Annotated in this window: 31 protein-coding genes and 1 pseudogene; 17 read left to right on the top strand and 15 right to left on the bottom strand. The window is 48.0% G+C overall.

Annotation, left to right across the window (positions count from 1 at the left end; genetic code table 11):
- Positions 1-223 (top strand): annotated as a pseudogene (locus J7K79_RS06640) (hypothetical protein); the annotation flags it as partial.
- A 6-nt stretch (positions 224-229) separates the two neighbouring features.
- Positions 230-862 (top strand): CpsB/CapC family capsule biosynthesis tyrosine phosphatase, encoded by a 633-nt coding sequence (locus tag J7K79_RS06635; RefSeq protein ID WP_296906640.1) that lies wholly within the window; start codon positions 230-232, stop codon positions 860-862.
- Here the strand turns inward: J7K79_RS06635 and nadE are convergent.
- Complete coding sequence (gene nadE, locus J7K79_RS06630; RefSeq protein WP_296906637.1) at positions 843-1,688, bottom strand: NAD(+) synthase; 846 nt, start codon at positions 1,686-1,688, stop codon at positions 843-845. The two genes, J7K79_RS06635 and nadE, sit on opposite strands and share 20 nt — an antisense overlap.
- A gap of 63 nt (positions 1,689-1,751) precedes the next feature.
- Here nadE and J7K79_RS06625 point away from each other — a divergent pair, with 63 nt between their 5' ends.
- The 4 genes from J7K79_RS06625 to J7K79_RS06610 all read left to right on the top strand — a co-directional run bounded on the left by J7K79_RS06625 (position 1,752) and on the right by J7K79_RS06610 (position 3,590).
- Positions 1,752-2,279, top strand: coding sequence for a Holliday junction resolvase-like protein (locus J7K79_RS06625; RefSeq protein WP_296906635.1), 528 nt, complete (start codon positions 1,752-1,754; stop codon positions 2,277-2,279).
- A gap of 4 nt (positions 2,280-2,283) precedes the next feature.
- The gene (gene ispF, locus J7K79_RS06620) at positions 2,284-2,766 is read left to right on the top strand and encodes a 2-C-methyl-D-erythritol 2,4-cyclodiphosphate synthase (protein ID WP_296906632.1); all 483 of its coding nucleotides are present in this window, start codon (positions 2,284-2,286) and stop codon (positions 2,764-2,766) included.
- On the top strand, positions 2,748-3,146 hold the full coding sequence (locus J7K79_RS06615) for a nucleotidyltransferase domain-containing protein (RefSeq protein ID WP_296906629.1): 399 nt from the start codon (positions 2,748-2,750) through the stop codon (positions 3,144-3,146). The genes ispF and J7K79_RS06615 overlap by 19 nt, the downstream gene beginning before the upstream one ends.
- Before the next feature lie 126 nt (positions 3,147-3,272).
- Positions 3,273-3,590 (top strand): hypothetical protein, encoded by a 318-nt coding sequence (locus J7K79_RS06610; protein WP_366932600.1) that lies wholly within the window; start codon positions 3,273-3,275, stop codon positions 3,588-3,590.
- 1 nt (position 3,591) lies between these two features.
- Here the strand turns inward: J7K79_RS06610 and J7K79_RS06605 are convergent, their stop codons facing one another.
- The 7 genes from J7K79_RS06605 to J7K79_RS06575 form a co-directional block, all read right to left on the bottom strand.
- On the bottom strand, positions 3,592-4,293 hold the full coding sequence (locus J7K79_RS06605; RefSeq protein WP_296906623.1) for a hypothetical protein: 702 nt from the start codon (positions 4,291-4,293) through the stop codon (positions 3,592-3,594).
- Complete coding sequence (locus J7K79_RS06600; RefSeq protein WP_366932599.1) at positions 4,286-5,089, bottom strand: Cof-type HAD-IIB family hydrolase; 804 nt, start codon at positions 5,087-5,089, stop codon at positions 4,286-4,288. The genes J7K79_RS06605 and J7K79_RS06600 overlap by 8 nt, the downstream gene beginning before the upstream one ends.
- Entirely contained in the window at positions 5,067-5,927 is an 861-nt protein-coding gene (locus J7K79_RS06595; RefSeq protein WP_296906620.1) for a phospholipase D-like domain-containing protein, read from the bottom strand. Before J7K79_RS06595 ends, J7K79_RS06600 begins: the two co-directional genes overlap by 23 nt.
- Entirely contained in the window at positions 5,890-7,221 is a 1,332-nt protein-coding gene (gene miaB / locus J7K79_RS06590) for a tRNA (N6-isopentenyl adenosine(37)-C2)-methylthiotransferase MiaB (RefSeq protein WP_296906618.1), read from the bottom strand. The genes J7K79_RS06595 and miaB overlap by 38 nt, the downstream gene beginning before the upstream one ends.
- A gap of 70 nt (positions 7,222-7,291) precedes the next feature.
- Positions 7,292-8,173: a polyamine aminopropyltransferase gene (gene speE / locus J7K79_RS06585; protein ID WP_296906616.1), complete on the bottom strand. Its 882-nt coding sequence runs from the start codon at positions 8,171-8,173 to the stop codon at positions 7,292-7,294.
- A gap of 13 nt (positions 8,174-8,186) precedes the next feature.
- Positions 8,187-8,579: an adenosylmethionine decarboxylase gene (speD, locus tag J7K79_RS06580; RefSeq protein ID WP_296906613.1), complete on the bottom strand. Its 393-nt coding sequence runs from the start codon at positions 8,577-8,579 to the stop codon at positions 8,187-8,189.
- 24 nt (positions 8,580-8,603) lie between these two features.
- Positions 8,604-9,134, bottom strand: coding sequence for a cupin domain-containing protein (locus J7K79_RS06575; protein ID WP_296906610.1), 531 nt, complete (start codon positions 9,132-9,134; stop codon positions 8,604-8,606).
- Positions 9,135-9,424: 290 nt separating this feature from the next.
- Here J7K79_RS06575 and J7K79_RS06570 point away from each other — a divergent pair, with 290 nt between their 5' ends.
- The 5 genes from J7K79_RS06570 to J7K79_RS06550 all read left to right on the top strand — a co-directional run bounded on the left by J7K79_RS06570 (position 9,425) and on the right by J7K79_RS06550 (position 12,388).
- Complete coding sequence (locus tag J7K79_RS06570; RefSeq protein WP_296906607.1) at positions 9,425-9,937, top strand: rubrerythrin family protein; 513 nt, start codon at positions 9,425-9,427, stop codon at positions 9,935-9,937.
- A gap of 12 nt (positions 9,938-9,949) precedes the next feature.
- The gene (locus J7K79_RS06565) at positions 9,950-10,345 is read left to right on the top strand and encodes a class II SORL domain-containing protein (protein ID WP_296906605.1); all 396 of its coding nucleotides are present in this window, start codon (positions 9,950-9,952) and stop codon (positions 10,343-10,345) included.
- Between the two features lie 9 nt (positions 10,346-10,354).
- A complete protein-coding gene (gene rd / locus J7K79_RS06560) occupies positions 10,355-10,516 on the top strand; it encodes a rubredoxin (RefSeq protein ID WP_015920339.1) in 162 nt (53 codons plus the stop codon).
- Between the two features lie 154 nt (positions 10,517-10,670).
- Positions 10,671-11,462, top strand: coding sequence for an S-adenosyl-l-methionine hydroxide adenosyltransferase family protein (locus J7K79_RS06555; protein WP_296906591.1), 792 nt, complete (start codon positions 10,671-10,673; stop codon positions 11,460-11,462).
- Positions 11,453-12,388 (top strand): hypothetical protein, encoded by a 936-nt coding sequence (locus J7K79_RS06550; RefSeq protein ID WP_296906588.1) that lies wholly within the window; start codon positions 11,453-11,455, stop codon positions 12,386-12,388. Before J7K79_RS06555 ends, J7K79_RS06550 begins: the two co-directional genes overlap by 10 nt.
- Positions 12,389-12,394: 6 nt before the next feature.
- Here the strand turns inward: J7K79_RS06550 and J7K79_RS06545 are convergent, their stop codons facing one another.
- Genes J7K79_RS06545 through cysE form a run of 5 tightly spaced genes read right to left on the bottom strand, consistent with a single transcriptional unit; the run spans position 12,395 to position 16,055 of the window.
- Complete coding sequence (locus J7K79_RS06545; protein ID WP_296906585.1) at positions 12,395-12,640, bottom strand: acyl carrier protein; 246 nt, start codon at positions 12,638-12,640, stop codon at positions 12,395-12,397.
- Between the two features lie 33 nt (positions 12,641-12,673).
- A complete protein-coding gene (locus J7K79_RS06540; protein ID WP_296906583.1) occupies positions 12,674-14,239 on the bottom strand; it encodes a ribonuclease J in 1,566 nt (521 codons plus the stop codon).
- Positions 14,178-14,609, bottom strand: coding sequence for a DUF123 domain-containing protein (locus J7K79_RS06535; RefSeq protein ID WP_296906580.1), 432 nt, complete (start codon positions 14,607-14,609; stop codon positions 14,178-14,180). Before J7K79_RS06535 ends, J7K79_RS06540 begins: the two co-directional genes overlap by 62 nt.
- Complete coding sequence (cysK, locus tag J7K79_RS06530) at positions 14,606-15,481, bottom strand: cysteine synthase A (RefSeq protein ID WP_296906577.1); 876 nt, start codon at positions 15,479-15,481, stop codon at positions 14,606-14,608. The genes J7K79_RS06535 and cysK overlap by 4 nt, the downstream gene beginning before the upstream one ends.
- On the bottom strand, positions 15,384-16,055 hold the full coding sequence (cysE, locus tag J7K79_RS06525; RefSeq protein WP_296906576.1) for a serine O-acetyltransferase: 672 nt from the start codon (positions 16,053-16,055) through the stop codon (positions 15,384-15,386). The genes cysK and cysE overlap by 98 nt, the downstream gene beginning before the upstream one ends.
- A gap of 162 nt (positions 16,056-16,217) precedes the next feature.
- Between cysE and J7K79_RS06520 the strand changes: the two genes are divergently transcribed.
- Together J7K79_RS06520 and J7K79_RS06515 are read left to right on the top strand one after the other, a co-directional pair.
- On the top strand, positions 16,218-16,979 hold the full coding sequence (locus J7K79_RS06520) for a TatD family hydrolase (RefSeq protein WP_296906574.1): 762 nt from the start codon (positions 16,218-16,220) through the stop codon (positions 16,977-16,979).
- 4 nt (positions 16,980-16,983) lie between these two features.
- Entirely contained in the window at positions 16,984-18,117 is a 1,134-nt protein-coding gene (locus J7K79_RS06515; RefSeq protein ID WP_296906572.1) for a DegT/DnrJ/EryC1/StrS aminotransferase family protein, read from the top strand.
- Here the strand turns inward: J7K79_RS06515 and J7K79_RS06510 are convergent.
- Positions 18,114-18,710, bottom strand: a complete 597-nt coding sequence (locus tag J7K79_RS06510; protein WP_296906569.1) for a hypothetical protein — start codon at positions 18,708-18,710, stop codon at positions 18,114-18,116. The genes J7K79_RS06515 and J7K79_RS06510 overlap by 4 nt on opposite strands.
- Before the next feature lie 33 nt (positions 18,711-18,743).
- A complete protein-coding gene (locus J7K79_RS06505) occupies positions 18,744-19,211 on the bottom strand; it encodes a hypothetical protein (protein ID WP_296906566.1) in 468 nt (155 codons plus the stop codon).
- An 87-nt stretch (positions 19,212-19,298) separates the two neighbouring features.
- On the opposite strand from J7K79_RS06505, the gene J7K79_RS06500 reads away from it, so the two are divergent.
- The 4 genes from J7K79_RS06500 to J7K79_RS06485 all read left to right on the top strand — a co-directional run.
- Positions 19,299-20,213, top strand: coding sequence for a hypothetical protein (locus tag J7K79_RS06500; RefSeq protein ID WP_296906564.1), 915 nt, complete (start codon positions 19,299-19,301; stop codon positions 20,211-20,213).
- Positions 20,210-22,198, top strand: coding sequence for a flagellar hook-length control protein FliK (locus tag J7K79_RS06495; protein ID WP_296906563.1), 1,989 nt, complete (start codon positions 20,210-20,212; stop codon positions 22,196-22,198). The genes J7K79_RS06500 and J7K79_RS06495 overlap by 4 nt, the downstream gene beginning before the upstream one ends.
- A complete protein-coding gene (locus J7K79_RS06490; protein ID WP_296906561.1) occupies positions 22,195-22,869 on the top strand; it encodes a flagellar hook assembly protein FlgD in 675 nt (224 codons plus the stop codon). Before J7K79_RS06495 ends, J7K79_RS06490 begins: the two co-directional genes overlap by 4 nt.
- A partial coding sequence (locus J7K79_RS06485) for a flagellar hook-basal body complex protein (protein ID WP_296906558.1) occupies positions 22,869-23,496 on the top strand: 628 nt, incomplete at its 3' end. The genes J7K79_RS06490 and J7K79_RS06485, both read left to right, overlap by 1 nt.

Raw genomic sequence — 23,496 nt, 5'->3', positions numbered from 1 at the left:
TAAATACACAGATGGCATCGTTCTTGTTGTAAGGGCAGGAATAACTCAGAAAGCTTCCCTCAGAGTTGCCTACGAAAACATAAAGACCTCCGGATCTAAACTCCTAGGAGTGGTGATAAACGCCACTGGTGTAAAGTTTGCAAGTTACTATTATTACTACTATTACTACTACACAAAAGAAGGAAGAAAGGTGAGAAAGAGGGGGAAGAGGAGAAGGAAGTAGGGGGGAATGAGGATGCTTGATGTTCACACTCATGTTCTGTTTGGGGTGGATGATGGGGTAGAAACTCTCGAAGAGTCACTCGATGTTTTGAAAGAATACAAGGAAAATGGCATGGAATACATTGTCCTCACTCCTCATATCAATCATCCAGCTATAAAAAGTGATTTGAAGGCCATTAAAGAACGTTTTACTATCCTTGCAACGGAAAGCAAAAAGTTTGGTGTGGAATTGTTTTTAGGAAGTGAAGTGTATTTGACGCCAGATGTCAAAGAATTCATTCCGATAAACGACAAATTTGTAGTGATCGAACTCAACACTCTGACCTACCCCATGTATCTTTACGACAAGATCTTCGACATACAGCTCGATGGATACGACGTGATACTTGCCCATGTGGAAAGATACGAGTGGCTCAGAAAAAACAAGCGAGTGTTGAAGAAATTGAAGGACATGAACGTTTATTTTCAGATGAATATCGAGTCACTGGAAGATGATAAGTTCTTCACAAAAAACGGTTATGTGGACCTTGTCGGAACGGATTACCATGGAAGAAAGAAAGGAACAATCGACTGGAGGCTTGTGAAGAAGTACTGGGATCTCTTTGAAAATTCAGCAAAGATCATTCTTGGAAACAAGTAATAGGAAGATCTCTTCTATGTTTTTTTGCAAGTTCCAGAATTTTCTTTACCCTCTCCACTTTCTCTGGGTCCTCACCTGAGAGCTCTTCCTTTTTTTCAATCTTCATCAGAATGCGGTCCAGCTCCATGTAGCTCATGCCGAACGCCATCTCGTCTGTGACACCGGGGATGAGATCTGGAGAGGGAGGTTTTCTCAGGATCCTTTCAGGGATATCGAGCTCTTCTGCAAGTTCGAAGACCTGTGTTTTGTAGAGGTGCATTATTGGTTCGATGTCCACTGCCTCGTCTCCCCATTTCACATAAAGCCCCGTCAGATACTCCGTTCTGTTTGTTGTTCCCACAACGGCGTATCCTCTCTTTTCCGCCTCGAAGTAGAGAAGGCACATCCTGATTCTGTGCTTTATCCTGTAGTAGGTAAGTCCTTTCAAGAATTCCTCTGGCCCAGAGTTTTTCAGGTCATCGAGGTACGGGTCCTCTGAAAGGGAGTTCCATTTGTTCATTACGTATCTTTTCACAACAGATTCAGGAAAGAAGAGCCTCGGGGGAAAAAGTCTGTAGACACCTATTTTCCTCAAAATAGGCGTGATCGATCTTTTTCTGTACTCGACACCGAGTGTTTTGCAGAGATCTATGGCATCTCTCACCGAATCTTTCGAAGAGTCTCTCTCGGGAAGGATGAGTGCAAAAACGTTGTCTTTTCCGAGTGCCTGAACGCACAACGAGAGAACAACGGCAGAGTCCACCCCACCGCTCACACCGATGACTGCTCCTCTGTAACCGTACTCCTTTACTTTCTCTTTTATGAAACCAGCGAGACTTTCCTTCATTGTTGTCACCCTCTGGAATTTTAACATGTAGAATAACATGTAGAAGAGAGGAGGATTCGCATGATGGTCCTGATTGTCGTGATACTCATCATCGTTGTTTTCATCCTGACAAGGAATCTTCTGAAAATGTCACGCGAGATCCGGGAACTTAAGGAGAAAATCGAAAGCAAGGCTATAAAAATGTTTGAAGACTGGAAGAAAAGCGAGTGGGAACTCCAGAGAAAGATCCTTGAAGCAAATTTAAAAAGGGAATACGAGGTGAAGTTCCAAGAATGGAAAATGGAGGAGGAGAAAAGGATCAGAGAGGATGCCATCAACAAGAGCAGGAGCGTGATAATGGGTCAGGTCACAGAGCATTTGGGGCCGTTCTTTCCGGAATTCAGATACAATCCAAAAGATGCAAGATTTATAGGAACTCCAGTGGATTTTGTGGTCTTCGATGGTCTGAGTGAAGGAAACTTGAGAAGAATAGTGTTTGTTGAGGTCAAGACGGGAAAAACGGGAAATCTGAGCACCAGGGAAAGACAGGTGAGAGACGTTGTAGAAAGAAGAGAGGTTTACTGGGAGAAACTGCACTATCGTGGGGAGTGATCCCATGTTCATCGGCTTTGGATACGACAGACATCCACTCGTTGAAGGAAGAAAACTGGTCCTTGCAGGGGTGGAAATAGACTCGCCTGTTGGGAGCCTTGGACACTCGGATGGGGACGTTCTTTCGCACGCGATCATAGATGCCCTTTTAGGGGCAAGCTGTCTTGGTGACATAGGAACGTGGTTTCCGGAGACGAAAGAGTACAAAGATGCAAACAGTCTGAATCTTCTGAAAGAAACGGTGAAGATGCTGGAGGAGAAGGGGTTCAGTGTGGTCAACGTGGACGCAACGGTTGTGGTTTCCATCGTGAAACTTTCACCCTACAGAGAAAAGATCGTGAAGAATTTGAAAGATGCCCTAAAAACAACCCACGTGAACGTGAAGTTCAAGAGCGGAAACACGCTGGGGTTCGAGGGAGAGGGGAAGGGGATCTCCGCCTGCGCGGTGTGTCTTGTGGAGGAGAAAAAATGTACGAAGAGTACATAAAAGCCTGGAGAGAAAGAAAAAAGAAGGAAGAAGAAAGAATGAGAGTGTTATCTCAAAAGGCTCTTGAAGAGGCAAAGAAGATCACCGGAGTATTGAGAGAAAAGTACGGTGCAAGGAGGGTGGTTCTTTTTGGCTCTCTTGCAAAGTACTTGAGAGGAACGGGAGAGTTCACCGAGCGATCCGATATCGATCTTGCGGTGGAAGGCCTTCCGAAGGAGGGATATTTCAGGGTGCTCTCCGAGATCAACAGACTCTCTGAGTTCGAGGTAGATCTGATCGATCTTGAAGGATGTCCTGCGTTTCTCAGGAATCTGATCGAGAGAGAGGGAATGGAGATTGAAGAGGGAACAGATTCTCTCACTGATAGCGGAGATAGATGATCTTTTAAACGCTCTCAATATGGTTGTGAAAGAAATAGAAAGAAAAAGAGGGAATTTTCGGATGAAGAACCGGATCAGTTCATCCTGAGAGCACTCGGCAGCCTTCTTCATGATTTCTACACGATTATGGAAGATATTTTTGAACTGATATCTTCGGAGATGAACGGAGTGAGACTGGACAGTTATGACCGGCACAAGAGGTTACTGAACAGAATGACGCTCGAGATACCGGGGCTCCGTCCTGCTGTGATTTCGAAAGAGCTCAAAGAAGCACTCGACGAATATCTGAGATTCAGACATGTTTTCAGGAACGTGTACGGTTATCTTCTGGAATGGAAGAGAATGAAACCTCTTCTGGAAAAGGCGGGGGCTGTTTACAAGCGTTTCAAAGAGGAGATAGAAGGATTCAAAGATCTTCTGAGGGAACTTGCAGAAAAAATGTGAACTAGGGCATCCTTCCTGTGGGATTCCTTTTCCCGTTCAACACGTCCTGTGCGATCTTCAAGAGCCACTCTTCATCCGAGAAGACGAGCACCCCACCACCCCACGGATCGTTCACACTGATTTTCTTTGTATCTTTGTCCAGAAGAACTATGGAGCTTTCCAGCACTTTCCTTCTGAGCGTTTCGTAGTCTATCCCCTCTTCATAGGCCCAGGAAAATTTTACTGGCCTTCCAACAAGAATATTCCCTTTCGTGTCTATAACAAACGTTGTGGTGTAGCCGAGTCTTTTCAGGTACTCGTACTTTTCCATGTTTTCCACCATCACAGGGTAGGTGGCCTTTCTTGTGATGAGAGCGGTAACAACCTGATCGTTGACGAGACCTGTTGCGTTGAAGACAGGAACAACACCAGCTATGGAGAGCCCTTCTGCAAGAAGAGAAAGGACCTGTGCGGTAATGTAGGGAGAGGTGGAGACTTTCGAGAGGGGATCAGGATCTGTTCTTTTCAGAACATCGAAACTGCCGAAGATGTAGTAAGAAACTCCTCTTTCTTTCAGGATCTTTCCTACGGCGATCCCCACATCTTTTGAGAGAATCAGGTTTCCAGAGCTTCCAAGACACAGGAGAGAAACATCTTTCAGGACATTCTGGAGAGGAACGTTCACTGCCACAGGGCCACTGGCGTGCTCCGGGATCTTACTCATCAAGACAATCTGTGGAAATACGCTCAAGAACGTGAGACACACCAGAATCGTTGTTAGTGAGCGTGACAATGTCCGATGCCTCCTTCACCTTCTCTATGGCGTTTCCCATCGCCACACGAAGGCCAGCCTCTTCGAACATGAACAGGTCGTTCTCGTTGTCACCGAAAACAACGATCTCTTCCTTTTTCCAGCCCATTTTCTCTCTCAAAAACCTCAGTGCTTTTCCCTTATCCACGTTCTCTGGGACGATCTCAAGGTACGTAGGAAAGGACTTGAAGACTTTAACATTCCTGAATCTTTCTGAAAGGATCTCTTTCAGTTCGTCGAGTCTTTCCGGGGTATCGATGAGAAGGAGCTTTGTCGTTCCCATCTTTGAGACAAGATCGAAAAGATTCGGTTCAACGCGGTAGTCCACACTCGAGTGTCTCGCGTAGCTTTTTATCTCTTCGTTGTTCTTTTCGGAGTAGAGCACGTCGTCTATGTACGCCTGCCAGTGAACGCTCAGCTGTCTTATGTACTCCACGATATTTTTTGCCACTTCGGGTGGGATCTTCTCGTTCAGAATCACCCCTTCTTCTGGAAGGTAGACCATCGCACCGTTGTAGGCGATCGTGGGAAAGGTCCTTTTGAAGTACTTTCTCTCCACGTTCAGCGTGGAGACGAGCATCCTTCCGCTTGCAAAAACAACGGTGCAGTTTCTGGTGAGCTTTTCAACGGTTTTTCTGTCCTTTTCTGATATCTCCAGGTTGTCGTTGAGGAGCGTTCCGTCCAGGTCAAAAACGAACACCCTGTACAAAGTATCCCCTCCAGATTCTGTCGAATTCTTCCACGAAAGATTCTACGTATTCTCTGTTACTCGTTTCGAACATCACTTCCACATTCCTGTGAAATCCACTCTCCGTGAAGTTGGCAGAACCTGTGATCAGGTACTTTCCATCGACAACGAGAAACTTGTGGTGCATGAGGGGCTCTTTCACCTCGAGGACATGGAAGGTTCCAAGCGGAAAATCCCTGAGCCTTGAAGACTCGAACCACTCGTCCGTGATGATGTAGATCTCCACTCCCCGAGAGGAGAGGAACTTCAGTGTGGCAAAGACGTCTTCGTCTGTGAAGGCGTAGCTGCAGAGAAGAACGTATCTTTTTGCCTTCCAGAGGGCATCGAGAACGATCTTTTCTCCGTCAACGACCGGTATGAGGAAGAACTTTCCTTCTTTTGTTTTAAGCTGAGCCTGGGGCTTTTTCCCGAAGACGAGCCAGTCGTAGATATTCTCAAAGAAACTTGCTATTTCTTCTGAGTGGAACACGATGAGGTTGTTCAGGTGTTCTTCGAGGCTGGATCTGTTGAAATTCGCAGAGCCGAAGATCACCGTTTCGTGGTCGAGGACGATGAACTTCGAGTGGAGAAGTCCCTCTGATATGTGCACAAAGGCGCCTTCGACGGGAACTTCCACGACCATCTCTGGGCTTTTCAGGCCAAGATACTCCGGATCGATCGAGTAAGCGACGATTGTAACGTCGCTCGCAGACTTCAAGTGTGAGATGACAAGGAAAGAAAGATCGTCCACCGTGCTGAAACAAACCTGTGAAAGAAGAACTTCACTCAGAAGAAGGAACGGAAGAAGGAACCTTTTCAACCCAGACCACCTTTCCGTAGAGAGGCCCTGCCGTGATCTTTTCCACTTTCACATCGGCGAAACGTCCTATCATCCACTCCTCACCCTCGAAGGCAATGATCTTGTTTCTGATATCGCGACCGTAGAAGAGCCCGTTCTTCGCCTGGGCTTCGACGATGATGCGCACCGTTTTTCCCCTGTAACGCTCGTTCAATTTCCTGTTGATCCTCTTTTGCAGGCTCATGAGAAACTGCATGCGTTTTACTTTCTCTTCGTGCGGTATATCGTCCCTGTAGTACCTCCACGCCACCGTTCCCTCGCGCGGAGAATAGATCGCGAGGTTGAGACGTTCGAACCGGGCTTTTTCCACAAGGTCCACCGTCTCCATGAAGTCTTCTTCCGTTTCTGTGGGAAAGCCCACGATGATGTCACTGCTGATGGAGGCTTCTGGCACCTTCGATCTGATCTTCTCGAGGAGGGCGAGGTACTCTTCCCTTGTGTACCTTCTGTTCATGAGCTTCAGAATTCTGTTGCTTCCGGACTGCACCGGAAGGTGAACGGACTTTGCCACCTTCGGGTTTTTTGCGATCACCTCCATGAGCTCGTCGGAGAAGTCCGTTGGATACGATGTGAGAAACCAGATTCGCTCTATTCCCTCGATCTTCGAGGCTTCCTCGAGGAGTTTCGCGAGGGACGAGCCGTCTTTCAGGTCTTTACCGTAGGCGTCCACGTTCTGGCCAAGGAAGGTGATCTCACGATAGCCCTGTTCTGCAAGCTCCTTCACTTCTTCCAGGATGTCCACCATCGGTCTGCTTCTCTCCCTGCCCCGGGTGTAGGGGACGATACAGTAAGTACAGAATCTGTCGCAGCCGTGGATGATCGTGACCCACGCATGGTGCTTGCTTGCTCGCATTCTCGGAAGCTCGTGGTTGTACTCGTCCAGGTGATCTTCGAAGAGGGCTACCTTTTCTCCATGAATGGCTCGTTTCACCACCTCTGTCACTCTTGGAACTGCACGGGTCCCCAGAACGAAATCTGCTCCTCTCTTCAGAAACTTCTCTCTTTCCTTCTCCGCGACACAGCCTGCGACACCAACGATGAGTTTCCTTTTCTTTTTCAGTTTCAGGATCTGCCCCAGTTCACTGTAGGCCTTCTCCTCGGACTTCCTCCTCACCGCACAGGTGTTTACAATGACCACATCCGCCTCCTCAGGACTCGAGGCGGGAACGAATCCCTCTTTCACAAGAAGGCCAGCCATCGCTTCCGAGTCGTTCTCGTTCATCTGACAGCCGAAGGTCTTTATGTAAAACTTCACACTATACCTCCTCAATTTGCTCGGACTAATTAGATTATACCAGAAAGAGAAAACCCCGCCGGAGCGGGGCTCACATCAGTCCGAGCTCTTTCTTCACGAAGTTCGGGAGGGCAAAAGACGCGACGTGGACTTCTTCGTTGTAGTACTTCAGCTCTTTGTTGAACTTTCTCACCTTCTCCGGATCGAAGTCCTTTATCGGATCTATTCCCTTGGAAGCGAAGGTGTAGGACCACATTCCGGAGGGATAGGTGGTCATGAAACCAAGGTAAACCCTTGTGATCGGAAAGACCTTGCTGATCCTTTTGTAGGCGAGTTTGAACCATCCAACGTCGTAGAACGGATCTTCCGTTTCGGCCGAGAAAACACCGTCTTCTTTCAGTGCGTCGTAGCAGGCCTGATAGAACTCTTCGGTGAAAAGGTGCCCGCCCTGACCCGCCGTTGGATCCGTGGAGTCTATGATGATGACGTCAAACTCGTTCTTGAACTTCCTCACGTACTCCGCACCGTTTGCTATCACGATCTCTGCTCTCGGATCGTCAAAACCACAGGAGGTCTGTTTCAGGTACTTTCTTGCCGCTTCGATGACGAGGCCATCGACTTCACAGAGAATGGCCTTTTCTACACTGTCGTGCTTGAGGACCTCTCTGAGCGTTCCTCCGTCTCCACCACCGATGATGAGCACCTTCTTCGGGTTTGGATGGAGAAACATGGGAACGTGTGCGAGCATTTCATGGTACATGAACTCGTCTTTTTCCGTTGTCATCGTGATGCCATCGAGCGCGAAGACCACACCGAGGTCAGGATTTTCGAAGATATCGATCCTCTGTATGTCGCTCTGTCCGGAGTAAATCACGCGGTTCATCTTCATGAAGAGGCCCACGTTGTTTCCCGTGTAGTACTCAAAGTACCACAGGTGCTGCCTTGGCTGGAGTTCTCTCTCTAGCTCCTTCAACGTTCTCACCTCCTCAAACAGCAGCTTTGTGTGGCGAGTCCTCCGGTATTCCTATCTCGTCGTACCTGCCCCTCTCATGCTCCACAACATGTACCCTCTTTGCCTTGAGTACCTTTTTCAGGTGGTCGAACGCCTTCCATGGGTCGACATCCTCTCCACAGGTGAACAGATCGACCGCAGCGTAGCCGTATTCCGGCCAGGTGTGAATGGTTAGGTGGGATTCGGAAATCACCACCACACCACTCACCCCATAGGGGAGGAACCTGTGAAATGTTGATGTGACTATTGTTGCTCCACTTCTGTAAGCTGCCTGTTTCATCTCCTGCTCTATGAGCTGCACGCTGTCGAGAATTTCTCTGTCACATTCGTAGAACTCCGCCACCAGGTGCCTTCCCAGGCTCTTCATGTGAATCCCTCCCCTCTGAGAGTTTTAGTCAATCATGATCCAGAGCAACACCGCCCTCTTCTTACCTGGGTTCTTCACGTAGTGCTTCTTGTCCGCCCTGTAGTAGAAGCAGTCCCCTTCCTTCAACCTGTACCTTTTACCGTCGAGGTAGAGATCCACTTTTCCCTGTATCACAAAGCCGAACTCTGATCCTTCGTGGTACGATTCTTCCTCTGTTTGTGCACCGGGCTCCAGGGTCACGAGTAGTGGATCGATTTCCTTGTCTTCAACACCGCTCATCAGAATCTCACTCTTCACACCCTCGGGTTCGTCGTACACGGGTACCCTCTCTTCTTTTTTGAACACGATCCTTTCCTCTTCGAAATCGGAGAAAAAGTGTTTCAGATCAGTTCCCAGTGCCTCAAGTATTCTTTCGAGTGTATCTATGGAGGGTGATGTCTTGTCCGACTCGAGCTGTGAGATAAAGCTTCTTGAAAGATCCGTTCGCTCTGCAAGTTCCTCTTGAGTGAGACCCCTAGAGAGTCTGAGTTTTTTGAGTTTCTCACCGATCCTCACAAAATTCCCAACCCCTTTGACCACTATAGTCGACAAATTTGTTCAGTATCACAGACATTATTATACACACCCCCTCTTCACTGTCAAGGTTAATTTTGTGTTGTCGAGGTTACGGTAAAGTTAATTTGAAGGGCGAAGGGAAAACAGGGTCAAAAAGGAATATGGATAACATTTTGAAAGGACTAAGATCGGGCGAAGAGACGCGTTAAAGTAAAAAATCAAAATCATTACAATCCATAATCACGTGGTAAAATGACAGTGGATTAACTGAAGTATCGGGAGGTGGAAGGATGAGAGATATGACGAAGAAATTTCTCGAGGATGCCTTTGCAGGAGAGAGCATGGCTCACATGAAGTATCTGATCTTTGCAGACGAAGCAGAACGGAGGGGACTGAAGAAACTTGCAAATCTCCTCAGGGCAATCGCTTACGCCGAATTCGTTCATGCGAAGAATCACTACAGGGAACTTGGCAGGATCTCCAGGGAGATGGCAGAGAACGTTCAGCAGTGTATCGACGGTGAGACCTTCGAGATCGAGGAGATGTACCCCGTTTACAACACGGTCGCCCAGTTCCAGCAGGAAAAGGGGGCAGAAAGAAGCACCAAATTTGCCTGGGAAGCTGAAAAGATCCATGCGGAGATGTACAGGAAAGCAAAGGAACTCGTTGAAAAAGGAGAAGACTATCCTGCAGAGAGGATCTACATCTGTCCCGTTTGCGGACATACGGTGGAGGGAGAGCCGCCAGAGAAATGTCCCGTTTGTGGAGCACCGAAGAGCGCCTACAGGGAGTTCTCAGTTTAAAGGAGGGATAACATGAAACTCTCTGATTTCATCAAGACGGAAGATTTCAAGAAGGAAAAGCACGTTCCGGTCATAGAGGCACCCGAGAAGGTGAAGAAAGGAGAGGCGGTTCAGATCACCGTCACTGTGGGGAAAGAAATTCCCCATCCCAATACAACAGAGCATCACATCAGGTGGATCGAGATCTTTTTCCAGCCAGACGGTGACCCCTACGTTTACGAGGTGGGAAGGTACGAGTTCAACGCACACGGAGAGTCCATTCAGGGACCGAACACAGGATTTGCCTACACGGAACCCATCGTCACAACCGTGGTAAAATTGAACAGAACAGGTACCATCATTGCCCTGGCCCACTGCAACATACATGGTCTTTGGGAAAGCAGCAAAAGGATCGCCGTTGAAGAGTGAGGTGAGTCCATGAAGAAGTACAGGTGTACTCTCTGTGGTTACATATATGACCCGGAGAAGGGGGATCCGGACAGCGGGATCGAACCCGGAACACCTTTCGAGGAACTTCCAGATGACTGGGTCTGTCCACTCTGTGGTGCCTCGAAAGAGGACTTCGAACCGGTCGAGTGAGAACTCGAGGGATCAGCGAGAAAGGGGAGGGAAAACCTCCCCTTTCTCTTTCCCCACGGCCCGGCGGGCTCGGGCGGGACATGAATGGATGATCACGTTATAATAATACCACAAAACAATAAAACAATTCAAAAAATAACCGGGGGGAAAGAGGATGATAGGATTCATCACAGACTGGGGATTGAAAAGTCACTACGTGGGAGTTGCAAAGGCGGTGATCAAAAGAATAAACCCAGCTGCTGAAATCATCGACATCACACACGAGATAGAACCCTTCAACGTGAGAAAGGCTGCTCATGTGCTTTACAGGGCGTCTCTGGACTTTCCTCCCTTCACGGTGTTCCTCGTTGTTGTCGATTACGGTGTGGGAACAGCAAGAAAGGCGATCGTCATGAAGACGAAGAACGATCTTTTCTTCGTAGCTCCCGACAACGGTGTTCTAACGGTTGTGGCGGAAGAGTACGGAGTCTCCGAGATCAGGGAGATAGAGAACAAAGAACTCTTCTACAGGAAGGAGCCTTCTTTCACCTTTCACGGGCGGGACATCTTCGCTCCCGTCGCGGCGCACCTCGACATGGGCCTTCCGATGGAAAAGGTGGGAGAACGACTTCTCTCTTACGAAGCGCTGAAAATGAAAAAGCCCACTCTCGAAGAGGATAGAGTGGTGGGTGAAGTTGCCGTTGTGGATACTTTCGGAAACGTTTCAACGAACGTTCCCTTCGAGATGTTCATGAAACTTGAGGTGGACTTCGATGACGTGGTGAAGGTGAGGGTGAAAGGGAAAGAGCACGGAGCAACCGTTGCCAGAGCCTTTGGGGACGTGGGGATCGGGGAACTCCTTGTTCACCCGGACAGCGCCGGCTTTCTCGAAGTGGCGATGAACATGGGATACGCGAGCAAAGTGCTCTCTGTCAAAGAAGGGGACGAGATGGAGATATGCAGGTGAAGGAGATATTCCTCGAGGCAAGGCAGGATTTTCTCAGTCTTCTCAGAAGAAAGAACTGGAAGGAGAAGGACCTGAAGGTTCTGAAGGGGATTTTTCTTGGAAGGCTTTCCGAAATAGATGTACCAGCTGATATCTTCGAATTCGCTGTGAAGGAGGCCTTAAAGGGGAATCTCTCTGTTTCTTCGAGGGTTCTTGGAGTTGATGAGATAGACGTACTCGAGATCCTCTTCTGGTCTTCTCCAAAGAAGTACCCTCTTCCTTCAAGAAAACTCAAAGAAAGGCTGAAGACAAAAAACGTAGATGAGTTCATCAGGAAAGCGAATTCTCTCAGGGTAAAACTCGGAAAAAAGGATTTCCTGGATCTTTACCTTCATCTGGAGGGTGTTGACGAGGAAGAAGAGGAAAACAAAGGAATGAGCATTCTGGAGCGCCTGGAGGAACTTTCCCTTGAAAAGTTGAACGAAAAAAAGGTGGAGGAGCTGAGATGTTTTTACAGACTCCTGACATCCTCCGAGAAGAACAAAGTCAGAACATTGAGAATTCATCCCTATGTTGTTGCGTCCATCGTCAGAAAACCGGTCTGCCCCATTGTTCTCGATGGAAGTAACCTTCTGTGGAGGGGAGGACTTTCTGTTTCGTACATCTACAAGGTTTTCGAAAGGCTTGCCATCTTCGAGGAGTTTTTCTTTCCCTACAGGATCGTTTTTGACAGGAACGCAGAGTTCATTCTTCCCGTTTCGGAAAGGGAAAGATTCGGAAAGTGGAAGGAATCACCGAACGTTTTTTTCGAGTCACCGGCAGATCGTTTGATCGTATCACTTGCAATCTCCATGAGAGCGGTCATCCTGAGTGGGGACAGGTTCAGAGAGTACGAACTTCCAAGGGGATTCAGGGTGATAACACCAGAGGAAATAGAAAAGGGGTGAGCGAGCTCACCCCAATTTCTTTTCGATGTAGTCCACAACGTCCTTCACCGTCGAGATCTTTTCGAGATCGGCATCGTCCACCTTCACTCCGAACTCACTCTCGAAATCCATCACAAGATCGACAAGGTCGAGAGAGTCCGCTCCAAGGTCGTCTATGAGCTTTGCCTCTTCTGTAACCTGTGCTTCGTCCACTCCCAGCTTCTCTGAGATTATGTTCTTCACCTTTGAAAGGATCTCCTCTCTGTTCGCCACTTTTCCACCTCCCTTTAGAAGTGTCAGAACAAATTATAGCACAATCACATCTTCCAGTAAGACCTTCTTCCCCCAGTTCTGGACGAACCAGTCAGGGTTCAGGGTGTGAACGGGAACGATGTAGTCTGGTTTGAGATCGTCCAGAATCGCTTTCAGGTTCTTCGGCGAGACATGGCCTGATGCGTGGAATTCTTTTGTAAAGACGACTTTGCCACCATTTTCTTTTATACCAAGAGGCGTTATGTTGAAGTACCTGAGCCAGTTCATGAAGCGTTTTGCATCGATCTCCTGTTCTTCCGTGTAGGCTTCGCTGGTGGAGTGAATGTAAACGGCACCGTTCAGAACTTTTTCGTCGAGATCGAGGATGTGTGGAAAGTCCCAGTATCCCGCAACCAGAGTGTATTCACCGGGAGAGTGGTTTATCTCATCGGGAGGTATGAGGATTCCTTCGCTTTTTGCCAAAAGGAGTGCTTCTTTTTCGAGATTTATGTAGCTCACCTTTCCGGGATGGTACACCCTGATGTGGCTTTTTTCTTCTTCAGAGAGTTTCCAGAGTGGCTCCACGCGTCCCATCTCGATGAGATAGGCGTAGTCTTTTGGCATGAGGGTGAGTTTTCTGTTGTTTTCCATGCAGACCTTCAGGAAGGTGAAGAGTCTTTCAAGGTGCCTGATCGGAAAATCAACAAGTATCAGATTTTTCGTCTTTCTGAACACTTCCATGGCGTTTTCGAAGACGTCTTTTTCCGTGTTTTCCACGTTTTCTTCTCTTGTCACCCTCGTTCCTTCCACGATGAGGACGAGAGGACGCTTGTCTTTCAGGCTTTCAAAGAACCGGGACGTTCGAAGAGAGAGTGAGAGTCTTTTCTCACCGAGTGTGTCCAACCAGTATCGTTCCTCTTCCGGTGTTTCAGGACCCGTTCGAAAGTCACCGGTGTAGGCGAGCCAGAACCCGTCCACCTTCGCCACGAGACCGGCTGCGCCTATGACGGAGTGATAGACTGGCTCGACAAAAAGTTCGTCTTTCCAGAGAGAATTCATGTCAACTGTTCTGTAGCTGTCGAGCTCTGTTTTCTTTGGGAACGAAACACATCTCACCAATCTTTCGGCGTTTTTTGACCTTCCGGGACTCACCGTGAGATCTGATCTGATGCCGTTTTCCTGATCTTTTTCCGAGGCTTTTCTCCTCTTTTTTCCATCGAGCTGGGTGAGAACGCTCGTGTTGGTCGTCTTTACGCTTGCGTTCATCACGGCGAGGGTTTCACCTGTCATGAGAAGGGGGATCTTTTCGTCTACGAGACCGACCATCCCGGTGTGGTCCGCGTGGGCATGACTCAAAAAAAGAAAGGAATAATTCACCGGGTCTTCGAACTTTCCGTCGAAGAGATCTCTCCTGTATACGTTGAGGCGGGGGATCGCGTTCAGTTTCAGAAGATCCTGAACGATCTTTCCAGGCCTTGGATTCAGGAACTCTTCGAAGAACTCTCCCCATCGTGAGAAGTTGAGGCCAAAGTCAAGAAGGAAGGCATCATTCTCAGAATCAACCACCCTGATCTTGTTTCCTCCGATGTTTCTGTGACCGTCGAGTATCTCTATCCTCATGGAACCCCCCCAGGAGTGAGAAGAGTTCAGGAGGATCGACACGAAAAAGGCAAGTCTTCACCCTGAGATCGCTGGCGCCGAAACCTTCTATGCCCTCAAAGTGGGATAATAGCACACGGGAAAGTTTCTCTTCCAGTCTTCTCCCGTAGAACATGATCAGTCCTGCGATCTGTGCGTGATCCAGAAGGTAGTCTATGTGCCAGTGTTTTTTCTGGGTGCCCAAAAAATAACGGGGGATTCTCTTCGAGAAGCCTCCCATTGCGGATCCCACGTACGCGTAGTAGCCCGGTTTCAGGTGTGAGGTTTTCTTTCCGTGTTTCAGAGTAACACTTCTTTCGAGTTTCAGAAGCAAGACGTACGTTCCCTTCATAGGATGCTCAGATATCTTTCTGCGTGATCGGGTGCAACGGTCACAACTCTCGCATCTTTTCCGAGTTTTTGCACCACTTTCAGTGCGGCGGCAACGTTCGCACCGGACGAAACTCCCACGAGGAGCCCCTCTTTCCTTGCGAGGTACCTCGCCATTTCATAGGCTTCTTCGTCCTCCACGGTGATCACTTCATCTATCACGGATCTGTCGAGTATCTTCGGAACGAATCCTGCTCCTATACCCTGAATGGAATGTTTTCCAGGCTGCCCACCGGAGAGAACAGGAGATTTTGCCGGTTCCACCGCTACTATCTTCACCCTGTCTCCAAAGAAGGTCTTCAGAACCCTTCCAACACCACTGATCGTACCACCCGTTCCCACACCCGCAACGAAAGCATCTATCCGATAATCCATCTGTCTCAGTATCTCAGGTCCCGTGGTGAACTGATGTGAGTAGACGTTGCAGGGATTTTCGAACTGCTGAAGCATATGGGCTCCTGTTTCCTGGGCAATTTCTTTTGCTTTCTCTATAGCTCCCTTCATTCCCAGATCCCCCGGGGTGAGGACCAGCTCTGCTCCGAGCATCTTTAGAACCTTTCTTCTTTCCACACTCATTGTTTCGGGCATCGTGAGGATCACACGGTGTCCTCTTTTTGCTCCGATCATCGCTATGGCGATTCCCATGTTTCCACTCGTTGGCTCCACTATTCCGTTTTTGAGAAGACCCCTCTTTTCGGCGTCGAGAATCATGAAAAGAGCGGGTCTATCTTTCACACTACCCCCTGGATTGTTTCTCTCCAGCTTCAAGAATATCCTCGAGTCCACCGAATCGATCCTCACTATCGGAGTGTTTCCTATTAGCCTTTCCATCATTGTACAGATCCCTCCTCCATTTGACAATTTTCGCTGGAACGCCTACAACGACCGCCCCTTCTGGGACATCCTCCAGAACGACGGCGTTCGCACCTACGACGGCGTTGTTCCCCACCTTTATTGGGCCGAGGATCTTTGCTCCCGTTCCTATCATCACGTTTTCGCCAATATCGGGATGACGTTTTCCTCCGCAGGGCTTTTTCGTTCCCAGTGTTACTCCATGGTAGATGAGCGTTCCTCTTCCCACCGTCGCGGTGCTCCCTATGACCACTCCGATGCCGTGGTCTATCACCACACCGGGAGCGATCTGAGCGGCAGGGTGGATGTCCATGGAAAACACCACGCGGATGAAGTAATAGATGATATAAGCGAGAATCTTTAGTTTCCACTTGTAGAGAAAATGGGCGAATCTGTACCACATGAGACCCTGGAAGGAAGCGTAGAAGAAGAACACCTGTAGTTTACTCTCTGCGGCGGGATCGAGATTCAGGTACATCTCGAGATCTTCCGAGATGTACCTGAAGACGCTCACGAAATCCTTGAAGAACTCACCCACTTTCTTGAACAGCCGCATCCCGATGCCATGTCCATCACCTCCAGATTTCGTTGTTCGCTTAAATTATACCAGCCTAATTGTTAAGAACAAAGGAACCTTTCCATCACAAGAAGGTGAAGGTGTTCACTTTGTCACGAAAAGCCTTTGGTAGTATATTAACACGTGGGGAGGGAGATTTCAATGGTGGACACGCATACACACCTTCATTTCCGCCAGTTCAATGAGGACAGAACAGAGATCATTTCGAGATTCGAGGAAGACAGAATTGATTTCGTTGTGAACGTGGGAGTGGATCTGGAAGACTCAAAGAAAAGTCTTGAGATCACAAAGCTAAGTGACAGGATCCTCTGCGCGGTGGGGGTCCATCCACACGAGGCAAAGAATGTTCCAGAGAATTTCATAGAGGAGTTAAGAAAACTTGCAAGAAGTGAAAAAGTCGTTGCCATCGGTGAGACAGGCCTTGATTTTTTCAGAAACATCTCTCCTCCTGAAGACCAGAGGAGAGTCTTCATTGAGCAGATAGGGCTTGCAAGATCGCTCGATCTTCCTCTCATCGTTCATGTGAGAGAAGCGTACGAGGAGGCGTACGCGATACTCTCGAGTGAGGATCTTCCAGAAAAGAAAGGAGTGATTCACGCTTTTTCTTCGAACTACGAGTGGGCGAAGAAGTTCATCGACCTTGGATTTCTGCTCGGAATAGGTGGGCCTGTGACGTACCCGAAGAACGAGTCTTTGAGAGAAGTTGTAAAAAAAGTGGGGCTCGAGCACATCGTCCTGGAGACGGATTGTCCTTTCCTTCCACCTCAGCCGTTCAGGGGGAAAAGAAACGAACCGAAGTACTTGAAATACGTGATAGAGACGATCGCAGGTGTGTTGAGCACGTCTTACCTGATCGTGGAGGAAAGAACGACAGAAAATGCATTCAAGCTTTTCAAGGGGTGAGAGAATGATTCCGCTCTTCGATCTCACAAGACAGTACATGAGGATAAGAGGAGAAATCCTGAACGCAATAGACAGGGTGATCTCTTCTGGAAGGGTGATACTGGGAGAAAACGTGAAGAAGCTCGAAGAAAAGGTGGCGAGTTTTGTCGGTGTGAAACACGGAATCGGTGTTGCAAGTGGAAGCGACGCACTCCTCATTGCGCTCAGGGCCATGGGAGTGGAGAAGGGGGACGTGGTGGTCACCACACCTTATACATTCTTTGCCACGGCGAGTGCCCCTTACAGGCTCGGTGCCAGGGTGATCTTTGTCGACGTGGAGGAGAGCACATTCAACATGGACCCGAACCAGCTTGAACACGTGTTGAAAAAAGAGAAGGTGAAGGCGGTCATACCCGTTCATCTCTTCGGTAGAACGATGGATCTTGAGGCATTGAGTTTTCTGAAGGAAAAATACGGTGTGATGATCCTCGAGGATTGTGCTCAGTCTTTCGGATCGGAGTGGAAATTTAAAAACGGTGAGATCAAAAAGAGCGGTTCTGTTGGGGATGCGGCGATCTTTTCCTTCTTTCCCACCAAGAACCTGGGAACTTACGGTGATGGTGGAATGATTGTGACGAACAGCGAAAAGATCGCAGAAGAGTGCAGAATGTTGAGGGTGCACGGTGCGAGAAAGAAGTACTTCCACGAGAAGGTGGGGTACAACTCAAGGCTCGATGAGATCCACGCCGCCGTTCTGAGCGTGAAATTCAGGTACCTGGAAAAGTGGACAGAGGAAAGATTGAGGGCGGCGAAAACTTATCAGAGACTGTTCGAAGAAAAAGGTCTTCCAGTGATTTACCCCAGGGTGGAAGAGAAGGGGTTCAAATACCATGTCTTCCATCAGTACGTTGTTTTGTTCGAGAACGAAGAAACAAGAGATAGGATGAGAGAGGGTCTCTCAGAAAGAGAAATCCAGACAGCCGTTTACTATCCGCTACCTCTTCATCTTCAGAAGTGTTTCAAAGGACTGGGTTACAGAGAAGGAGATTTCCCCGTGGCCGAATCTCTTTCGAAAAGGAGCCTTGCCCTTCCCATATTTCCAGAACTCAGAGATGAGGAGATAGAAGAGGTCGTCAGTACAATGGAGTTGTTTGTTTAAGCGAGGTCTTTTACAACCTTGAGCGTGGCTTTCGCGACGGCCTTCAGAAAGTCTCCCTCAAGAGGAGCAACCCCCACTTCCGCTCTTTCTTTCTCGTCATCCTGGACGGTGAGATGAACCAGGACAAACTCTTTCCCGGCAAGAAAGACTTTCTGAACATCGTCCACTGAAACTGGTGAGTCGACGTTGAAAGCCTCTATGACCGCCTCTCCAACGAGTCTTGGAAGGTTCGTTGAAGTGCCCGCTCCGATGGATTCACCGACCAGTTCTTCGTCTTCGAAGAGGTTGTTTATCGTGACCTTCACCTGCTTTTTTCTGTCCAGGCTCTTCACTTCGATCGAGGAGATCTCGTAGGACTGGGCAGGAGAAAACTTTCCCTGGCTGAGCTGGGCCACGCTGATGATCCTTCTATCCAGTTTCATTCCGAGGGATGCGAGCGCCACGGTCTCGATGTCACGTACTATCTGCTTCGGATTTCTGGAGGGATCTGCTATAACGTGGATCTCTCTTGGCTGGTCATCCTCCTCGATCACCTTCACGGAAATGACACCAGATATCTTCGATATGACATCTTCCAGTGTCTTTGCACTCATCGAAATACCCCCCAATCGACACGCTCTTGTCTACTATTGTACTATATTTACCAGGGCATCTATCACAGAGGAGATCACTGAACTCAAAAAATCCCTCTCTAAAAGAGAAATTCCTATCTTCCATTGTTCCCTGCCATCTCTGAAGAAGGTGAGGTGTACAAAGACGAACTCTTTTCTGGCAAGGGAAACTTTCTTTATGTCGTCTATTGAGACATCTTCTTCAGCCTTGAAGGCATCTACCACCGCCTCTCCAACGAGCCTTGGAAGATTCTTCTCCGTTCCTGCCCCCTCACTCCTTCCCGAGAGCCTCTCTCCATCAGAGCTCTTCAGCATGATCTCCACACGGTACTTCTTTCCAAAGGACTCTATTTTGAAACCATCAAGATAAAAAGATTTTTCGACTTTCTGAGAAGTCGAAAAATTCTCTGGAAAAATCTTTAACGAATTTTGATCAATGTGAACAACTTTTCCGTCTCTTTTTATGACAGGAATTTTTCCCACATTCACGCCCCCCCAATCTATTCTACCATCTCCTAGGAAAACAACGCCTTCCCATAGAAGTATGGAATCGAAGGAGGTAGATGCACTTTGCCTGGAAAGAGAAAGGGTTTCTTCGTGGCATTTCTCATAACGCTTCTTTTTCTTGTAATCCTGTTCATGTACGGCTACATCTCCTTCGAGATCAGCAGGATGTACGGCGGAAAGATATCTCCTTTCGAAGACTGGAGGAGTTATATCGCCTTTCTTGCTTCCAAGGTACCCTTTCTGAGGGACAGGATCAGCTACCAGCCGTTGAGGGCAGAAACTCCCGCTGAGTACTACTCGAAAATCTACCAGCGGTACATAGAGATCTACACACAAAAGATCGAAGAACTCACCAGAAAAGAGAAAGAGATAGAAGAGAAGATGAAGGTACTGGAGACTCAGAAATCCGTCGTTGACAGGATGATCGGGGAGGTTCAGTCTCTGAAGAGCCAGTTGATCGAAGAGAAGAACAGATTGGACTCTTACAAAAAACAGGTGGACGAGCTTATAAACGTACTTTTGAACACCGATCCGAAGAACCTTGCAAACGCTCTGAACAACGTGGATGATGATACACTTGCGGTGATATTCAAGAGAACAGATCCCACCTACGCGGGGGAGTTTCTGGAGGCCCTCTCGAGTGTGAATCCTCAGAAAGCGGCGAGAGTAATGGAAATGATTGTCGGGGTGGATAGTACCGTAAAGAGACTGGAATCTCTTATAGAACAGGCGAAAAACTCGGTAGAACAGATGACGAAGAAAGAAGCACAGTTGTTTTCAAAAGAGACGTATCTGAAAGTTGTGGCGGATGCTCTGAACAACGTTTCTCCCGAGGTGGCTGTTGAGTTCCTGAAAAAGGAAAACGTGGATCCTGAAACCCTGAGGATCATCCTTTCCATGATGAACAGGGAACACGCCTCTGCCCTGGTCCAGTACATCGTGCAGAACGCAATAGAACTTCTGGAGGAGAAAAAGTGAAGGTAGCACTTCTGAAAGAAGGAATGTTTAATCTGGTGAAGGTGCTTCAAAAAGAAAAGAAAGGAGGGTTTTTATCGGTTCTTCTTCATGCAAAGAAGAAAGTGCTTTGTGGAAAGAAAGAATCTCAATCAGAACTTTCGGTTTCTTCCGAAGTGAAAGAGTGCAGAAAACAATCGCCGGGCAAGCCTTTTCAGCTTTCCGGCATCGTTTCTTCCGAAGTGAAGGAGGGCAGAAAACGACAAGTAGATGAAAAAGCAAACACCTCACTTCCACGCCATGAGATGCCTTTTGATCATATTGATCATAAGTCTAAGGGAAATAGAGGTACGCCTTCTTCTGCCCCGGTTGGTTTTGATCATATTGATCATAAGTCTAAGGCGAGATCGACTGAAAGGGATAGATCAGACATACCCATCACGAATGTGAAAATTTTTGAAAATGCAGAAGAGATTTTGGAAACAAAACACGATTTTGAGGGCAGCACGAACAGCAACATCATCCTTTCCGACGAAAGAAAGGAAAAAGGTATTCACATATCTGAACCTCTGAGGAAAAGTCTTGCCGGCACTGAAAGTCTTCCTGGTTCGAAAAGACTCGCTGATCCTATTCCGGCAAAGGAAAATGTGAGAATTGAGGAAAAATCGTTTCCTAGGAAAGGTGAACTCAAGGATGTCCTGGTAGCAGGAGGAATCAAAACAGATAGAACACCAGACAACGAAAGTGTGGTGAGAAAGAAGGAACGTAACGTGCAAACTCAGAAGTTTGTAAAGTTCAAGTACAATCCTGGCGTCCGTGATGTGCGTGAAAGCGTTGCTTTGATAGCCGAAAAAGTTGTACCGGGGAGGACGATTTCAGAGAAAGAGAAAGTGGGAAAAGAAGTCTTCCAGGCTTCAAAGGTGAACTCATCGAACATCAAAAAAGCTGGAGTGTCTCAGGAAAAGATGAAGTGCAAAACCGAGCAGAATACTGGACATATTTTAAAGGTCTTTCCTGAGAGTGCGGGGAAGAAGACAGATGCGAAAGGAAATATCAACTTTGTCTCTGAAAGAAAGTCAACCCTTATGAAAGAAAAAGCAGTGACCGCCGGCGAGCGTAATGTAAAAACAAAAACAAAGATCTCAAGGAAAGGTATAGAAATGCTCCCTATAAAGTTGAAAAAAAGTGCAATGAGAACCCAGAAAATATTTCGCTCGAATGATACTTTGAAACTGAAGCCCCAGGAAACAGAAGAAGTAGCACACGAAAAAGTAGAAAAGACCGTCCCCAATCTGACGGAAACTGGGAGCGACACCGGTCCGATCGAAGTGAACACCAGAATCGATGAAAAGTCACTTCCCAGAAAGTACGGTGAGATCAGAAAATCTCCTGTTCTGGAAAGAAGTGAGGTTGTGAAAGTAAAAGAACCATCAGGCGGCGAAGCGTCGAAAGGAAAAGACAATTCGGGAAATGAACTGGGAAGAGAGTCGAATGAAATATCTTTGAAATACGAAGAAAAAGGAAAACTGGTGAGTTTTAGAGAATTAACAGATGGAAGAGTCCACGAGATGATCACCCGTGAGAGAGCGAAAAGCGCCTATCCAGTGAGGGAAATGAAGAGGATAGATCTTCCAAGCGTTCCAAAAATAGTGGAGAAAATGTACGTTCAAAAACAGGAGAAAGCGACGATAAACCTGGAGCCTCCAGGACTCGGAAAGCTGGAGATCACCATTACGAAAGAAAACAACGATCTGAAAATTGTGTTCAAGGTGCAATCAGAGGAGGCAAAGCACATTCTGGAACACGAAGTACCGAAGCTGGTGGATCGGTTCAACGAAAAGGGCCTGCACGCACAGGTCTACGTTGAAAGGAAGGAAGACGACGACTATCTCTACCAGGAAAGCAACAGCAGGAACTCAAGAGACGATCGGCGAGAGCAGAGGAATGGAGGAAGACGTAACGATGAGAAAGTCTCTTTTGAAGAGTTCTTCGAGGGGGTGAAGACGTGATATACGATCTTGGAAACATCTATTACTCGACTCTTCAGGGTGTGAGAGCAAACTCTACTGCCAGCAAATCGCTTGATAAGGAGGCATTTCTCAGGTTGCTTCTTCAGGAACTGGAAATGCAGGATCCCCTGGAGCCAATGGAAACGAAGGATATGATTTCCCAGCTCTCTCAGCTCACCAGTCTGGAACAGATCACAAACCTCACAAGTGCTGTGAGGGACTTTGTTGAGGCACAAACGAGTGTGAATCCAGCACAGCTTGCATCCCTGATAGGCAAGTACGTCGTGGTGAAGAACAATACGGTGAATTTGAAAGATGGAGAAGCAGACAGCATCATATTCAGCCTCGATCAGGATGCGCACGTTGTGGTTCAGATCCTCGATGAGAATGGCAATGTGGTGAGGACAGAGGATTTGGGAACCGTTGAGGCGGGTGTTCACGGCTGGCAATGGGACGGTAGAGACGACAGTGGTGTGAGCCTGCCGGACGGAACTTATACCTATCATGTGTACAGGATCTCCACGGACGGTGGATTGGAAGAAATAGGTGGTATAGAAGGTGGTCTGGTGGAGGCTGTTCAGATAAAGGACGGAGAGGGTTTTGTTCTGGTAAACGGATCGCTCTATCCCGTTGATTCAATCCTGGAGATCTCTCAGGAGGGTGATGCGTGATGATGAGATCTTTATACAGCGGTATCACGGGGCTCAAGAACTTCCAGGTTGCAATGGACATCGTGGGGAACAACATTTCCAATGTGAACACGGTGGGATTCAAGGCGTCGAGGGTGAACTTCGAAACGATGCTCGCCCAGACGATCAAGGCTGGCAGAGCTCCCCAGGAAAGTGTGGGAGGAACCAATCCCATGCAAATCGGCCTTGGGTCTCAGGTAGCGAGTATCGACAAGATCATGACACAGGGTTCCTTCCAGAACACAGGTGTGAAAACGGACCTTGCTATACAGGGTGATGGATTTTTCATCGTATCCGATGGCAGCGCTTACTATTACACGAGAGCAGGAGCGTTCACACTGGACAGCAACGGAAACCTGATTCAGACTTCAACAGGTTACAAGGTTCAGGGATGGACGGCCGTTCAGGATCCCGAAACGGGTGAGAGGTACATCGACACCAACAGACCTATTGGGGATCTGGTGATCAGTGCAGGTATGACAATGCCCGCGAAGAAAACATCGAACGTGAGATTCGAGGGAAATCTGAACTCCGATGTGGGGCCAGGATCTTTCACCATCACCCTGACGGACGACAACGGTGTCGATCACGACGTTCGGGTGTGGTTTG

Origin of the sequence: Thermotoga sp. (assembly GCF_021162145.1) — a bacterium.
Lineage (GTDB): Bacteria > Thermotogota > Thermotogae > Thermotogales > Thermotogaceae > Thermotoga.
The sequence above is the reverse complement of the archived record's forward strand: the minus strand, read 5'-3'. Positions and strand labels throughout refer to the sequence as shown.

Coding starts and splice junctions, on each gene's coding strand:
- speD (WP_296906613.1), bottom strand. CDS start 8,579: ATGAAGAGCCTGGGAAGGCACCTGGTGGCGGAGTTCTACGAATGTGAC.
- J7K79_RS06615 (WP_296906629.1), top strand. CDS start 2,748: ATGTACGAAGAGTACATAAAAGCCTGGAGAGAAAGAAAAAAGAAGGAA.
- ispF (WP_296906632.1), top strand. CDS start 2,284: ATGTTCATCGGCTTTGGATACGACAGACATCCACTCGTTGAAGGAAGA.
- J7K79_RS06520 (WP_296906574.1), top strand. CDS start 16,218: ATGGTGGACACGCATACACACCTTCATTTCCGCCAGTTCAATGAGGAC.
- J7K79_RS06515 (WP_296906572.1), top strand. CDS start 16,984: ATGATTCCGCTCTTCGATCTCACAAGACAGTACATGAGGATAAGAGGA.
- J7K79_RS06510 (WP_296906569.1), bottom strand. CDS start 18,710: ATGAGTGCAAAGACACTGGAAGATGTCATATCGAAGATATCTGGTGTC.
- nadE (WP_296906637.1), bottom strand. CDS start 1,688: ATGAAGGAAAGTCTCGCTGGTTTCATAAAAGAGAAAGTAAAGGAGTAC.
- J7K79_RS06555 (WP_296906591.1), top strand. CDS start 10,671: ATGATAGGATTCATCACAGACTGGGGATTGAAAAGTCACTACGTGGGA.
- J7K79_RS06625 (WP_296906635.1), top strand. CDS start 1,752: ATGGTCCTGATTGTCGTGATACTCATCATCGTTGTTTTCATCCTGACA.
- J7K79_RS06550 (WP_296906588.1), top strand. CDS start 11,453: ATGCAGGTGAAGGAGATATTCCTCGAGGCAAGGCAGGATTTTCTCAGT.
- cysE (WP_296906576.1), bottom strand. CDS start 16,055: ATGCGGCTGTTCAAGAAAGTGGGTGAGTTCTTCAAGGATTTCGTGAGC.
- J7K79_RS06635 (WP_296906640.1), top strand. CDS start 230: ATGAGGATGCTTGATGTTCACACTCATGTTCTGTTTGGGGTGGATGAT.
- J7K79_RS06605 (WP_296906623.1), bottom strand. CDS start 4,293: ATGAGTAAGATCCCGGAGCACGCCAGTGGCCCTGTGGCAGTGAACGTT.
- J7K79_RS06535 (WP_296906580.1), bottom strand. CDS start 14,609: ATGAAGGGAACGTACGTCTTGCTTCTGAAACTCGAAAGAAGTGTTACT.
- rd (WP_015920339.1), top strand. CDS start 10,355: ATGAAGAAGTACAGGTGTACTCTCTGTGGTTACATATATGACCCGGAG.
- J7K79_RS06540 (WP_296906583.1), bottom strand. CDS start 14,239: ATGAGGATAGAGATACTCGACGGTCACAGAAACATCGGAGGAAACAAG.
- J7K79_RS06565 (WP_296906605.1), top strand. CDS start 9,950: ATGAAACTCTCTGATTTCATCAAGACGGAAGATTTCAAGAAGGAAAAG.
- J7K79_RS06570 (WP_296906607.1), top strand. CDS start 9,425: ATGAGAGATATGACGAAGAAATTTCTCGAGGATGCCTTTGCAGGAGAG.
- cysK (WP_296906577.1), bottom strand. CDS start 15,481: ATGATGGAAAGGCTAATAGGAAACACTCCGATAGTGAGGATCGATTCG.
- J7K79_RS06610 (WP_366932600.1), top strand. CDS start 3,273: ATGGAAGATATTTTTGAACTGATATCTTCGGAGATGAACGGAGTGAGA.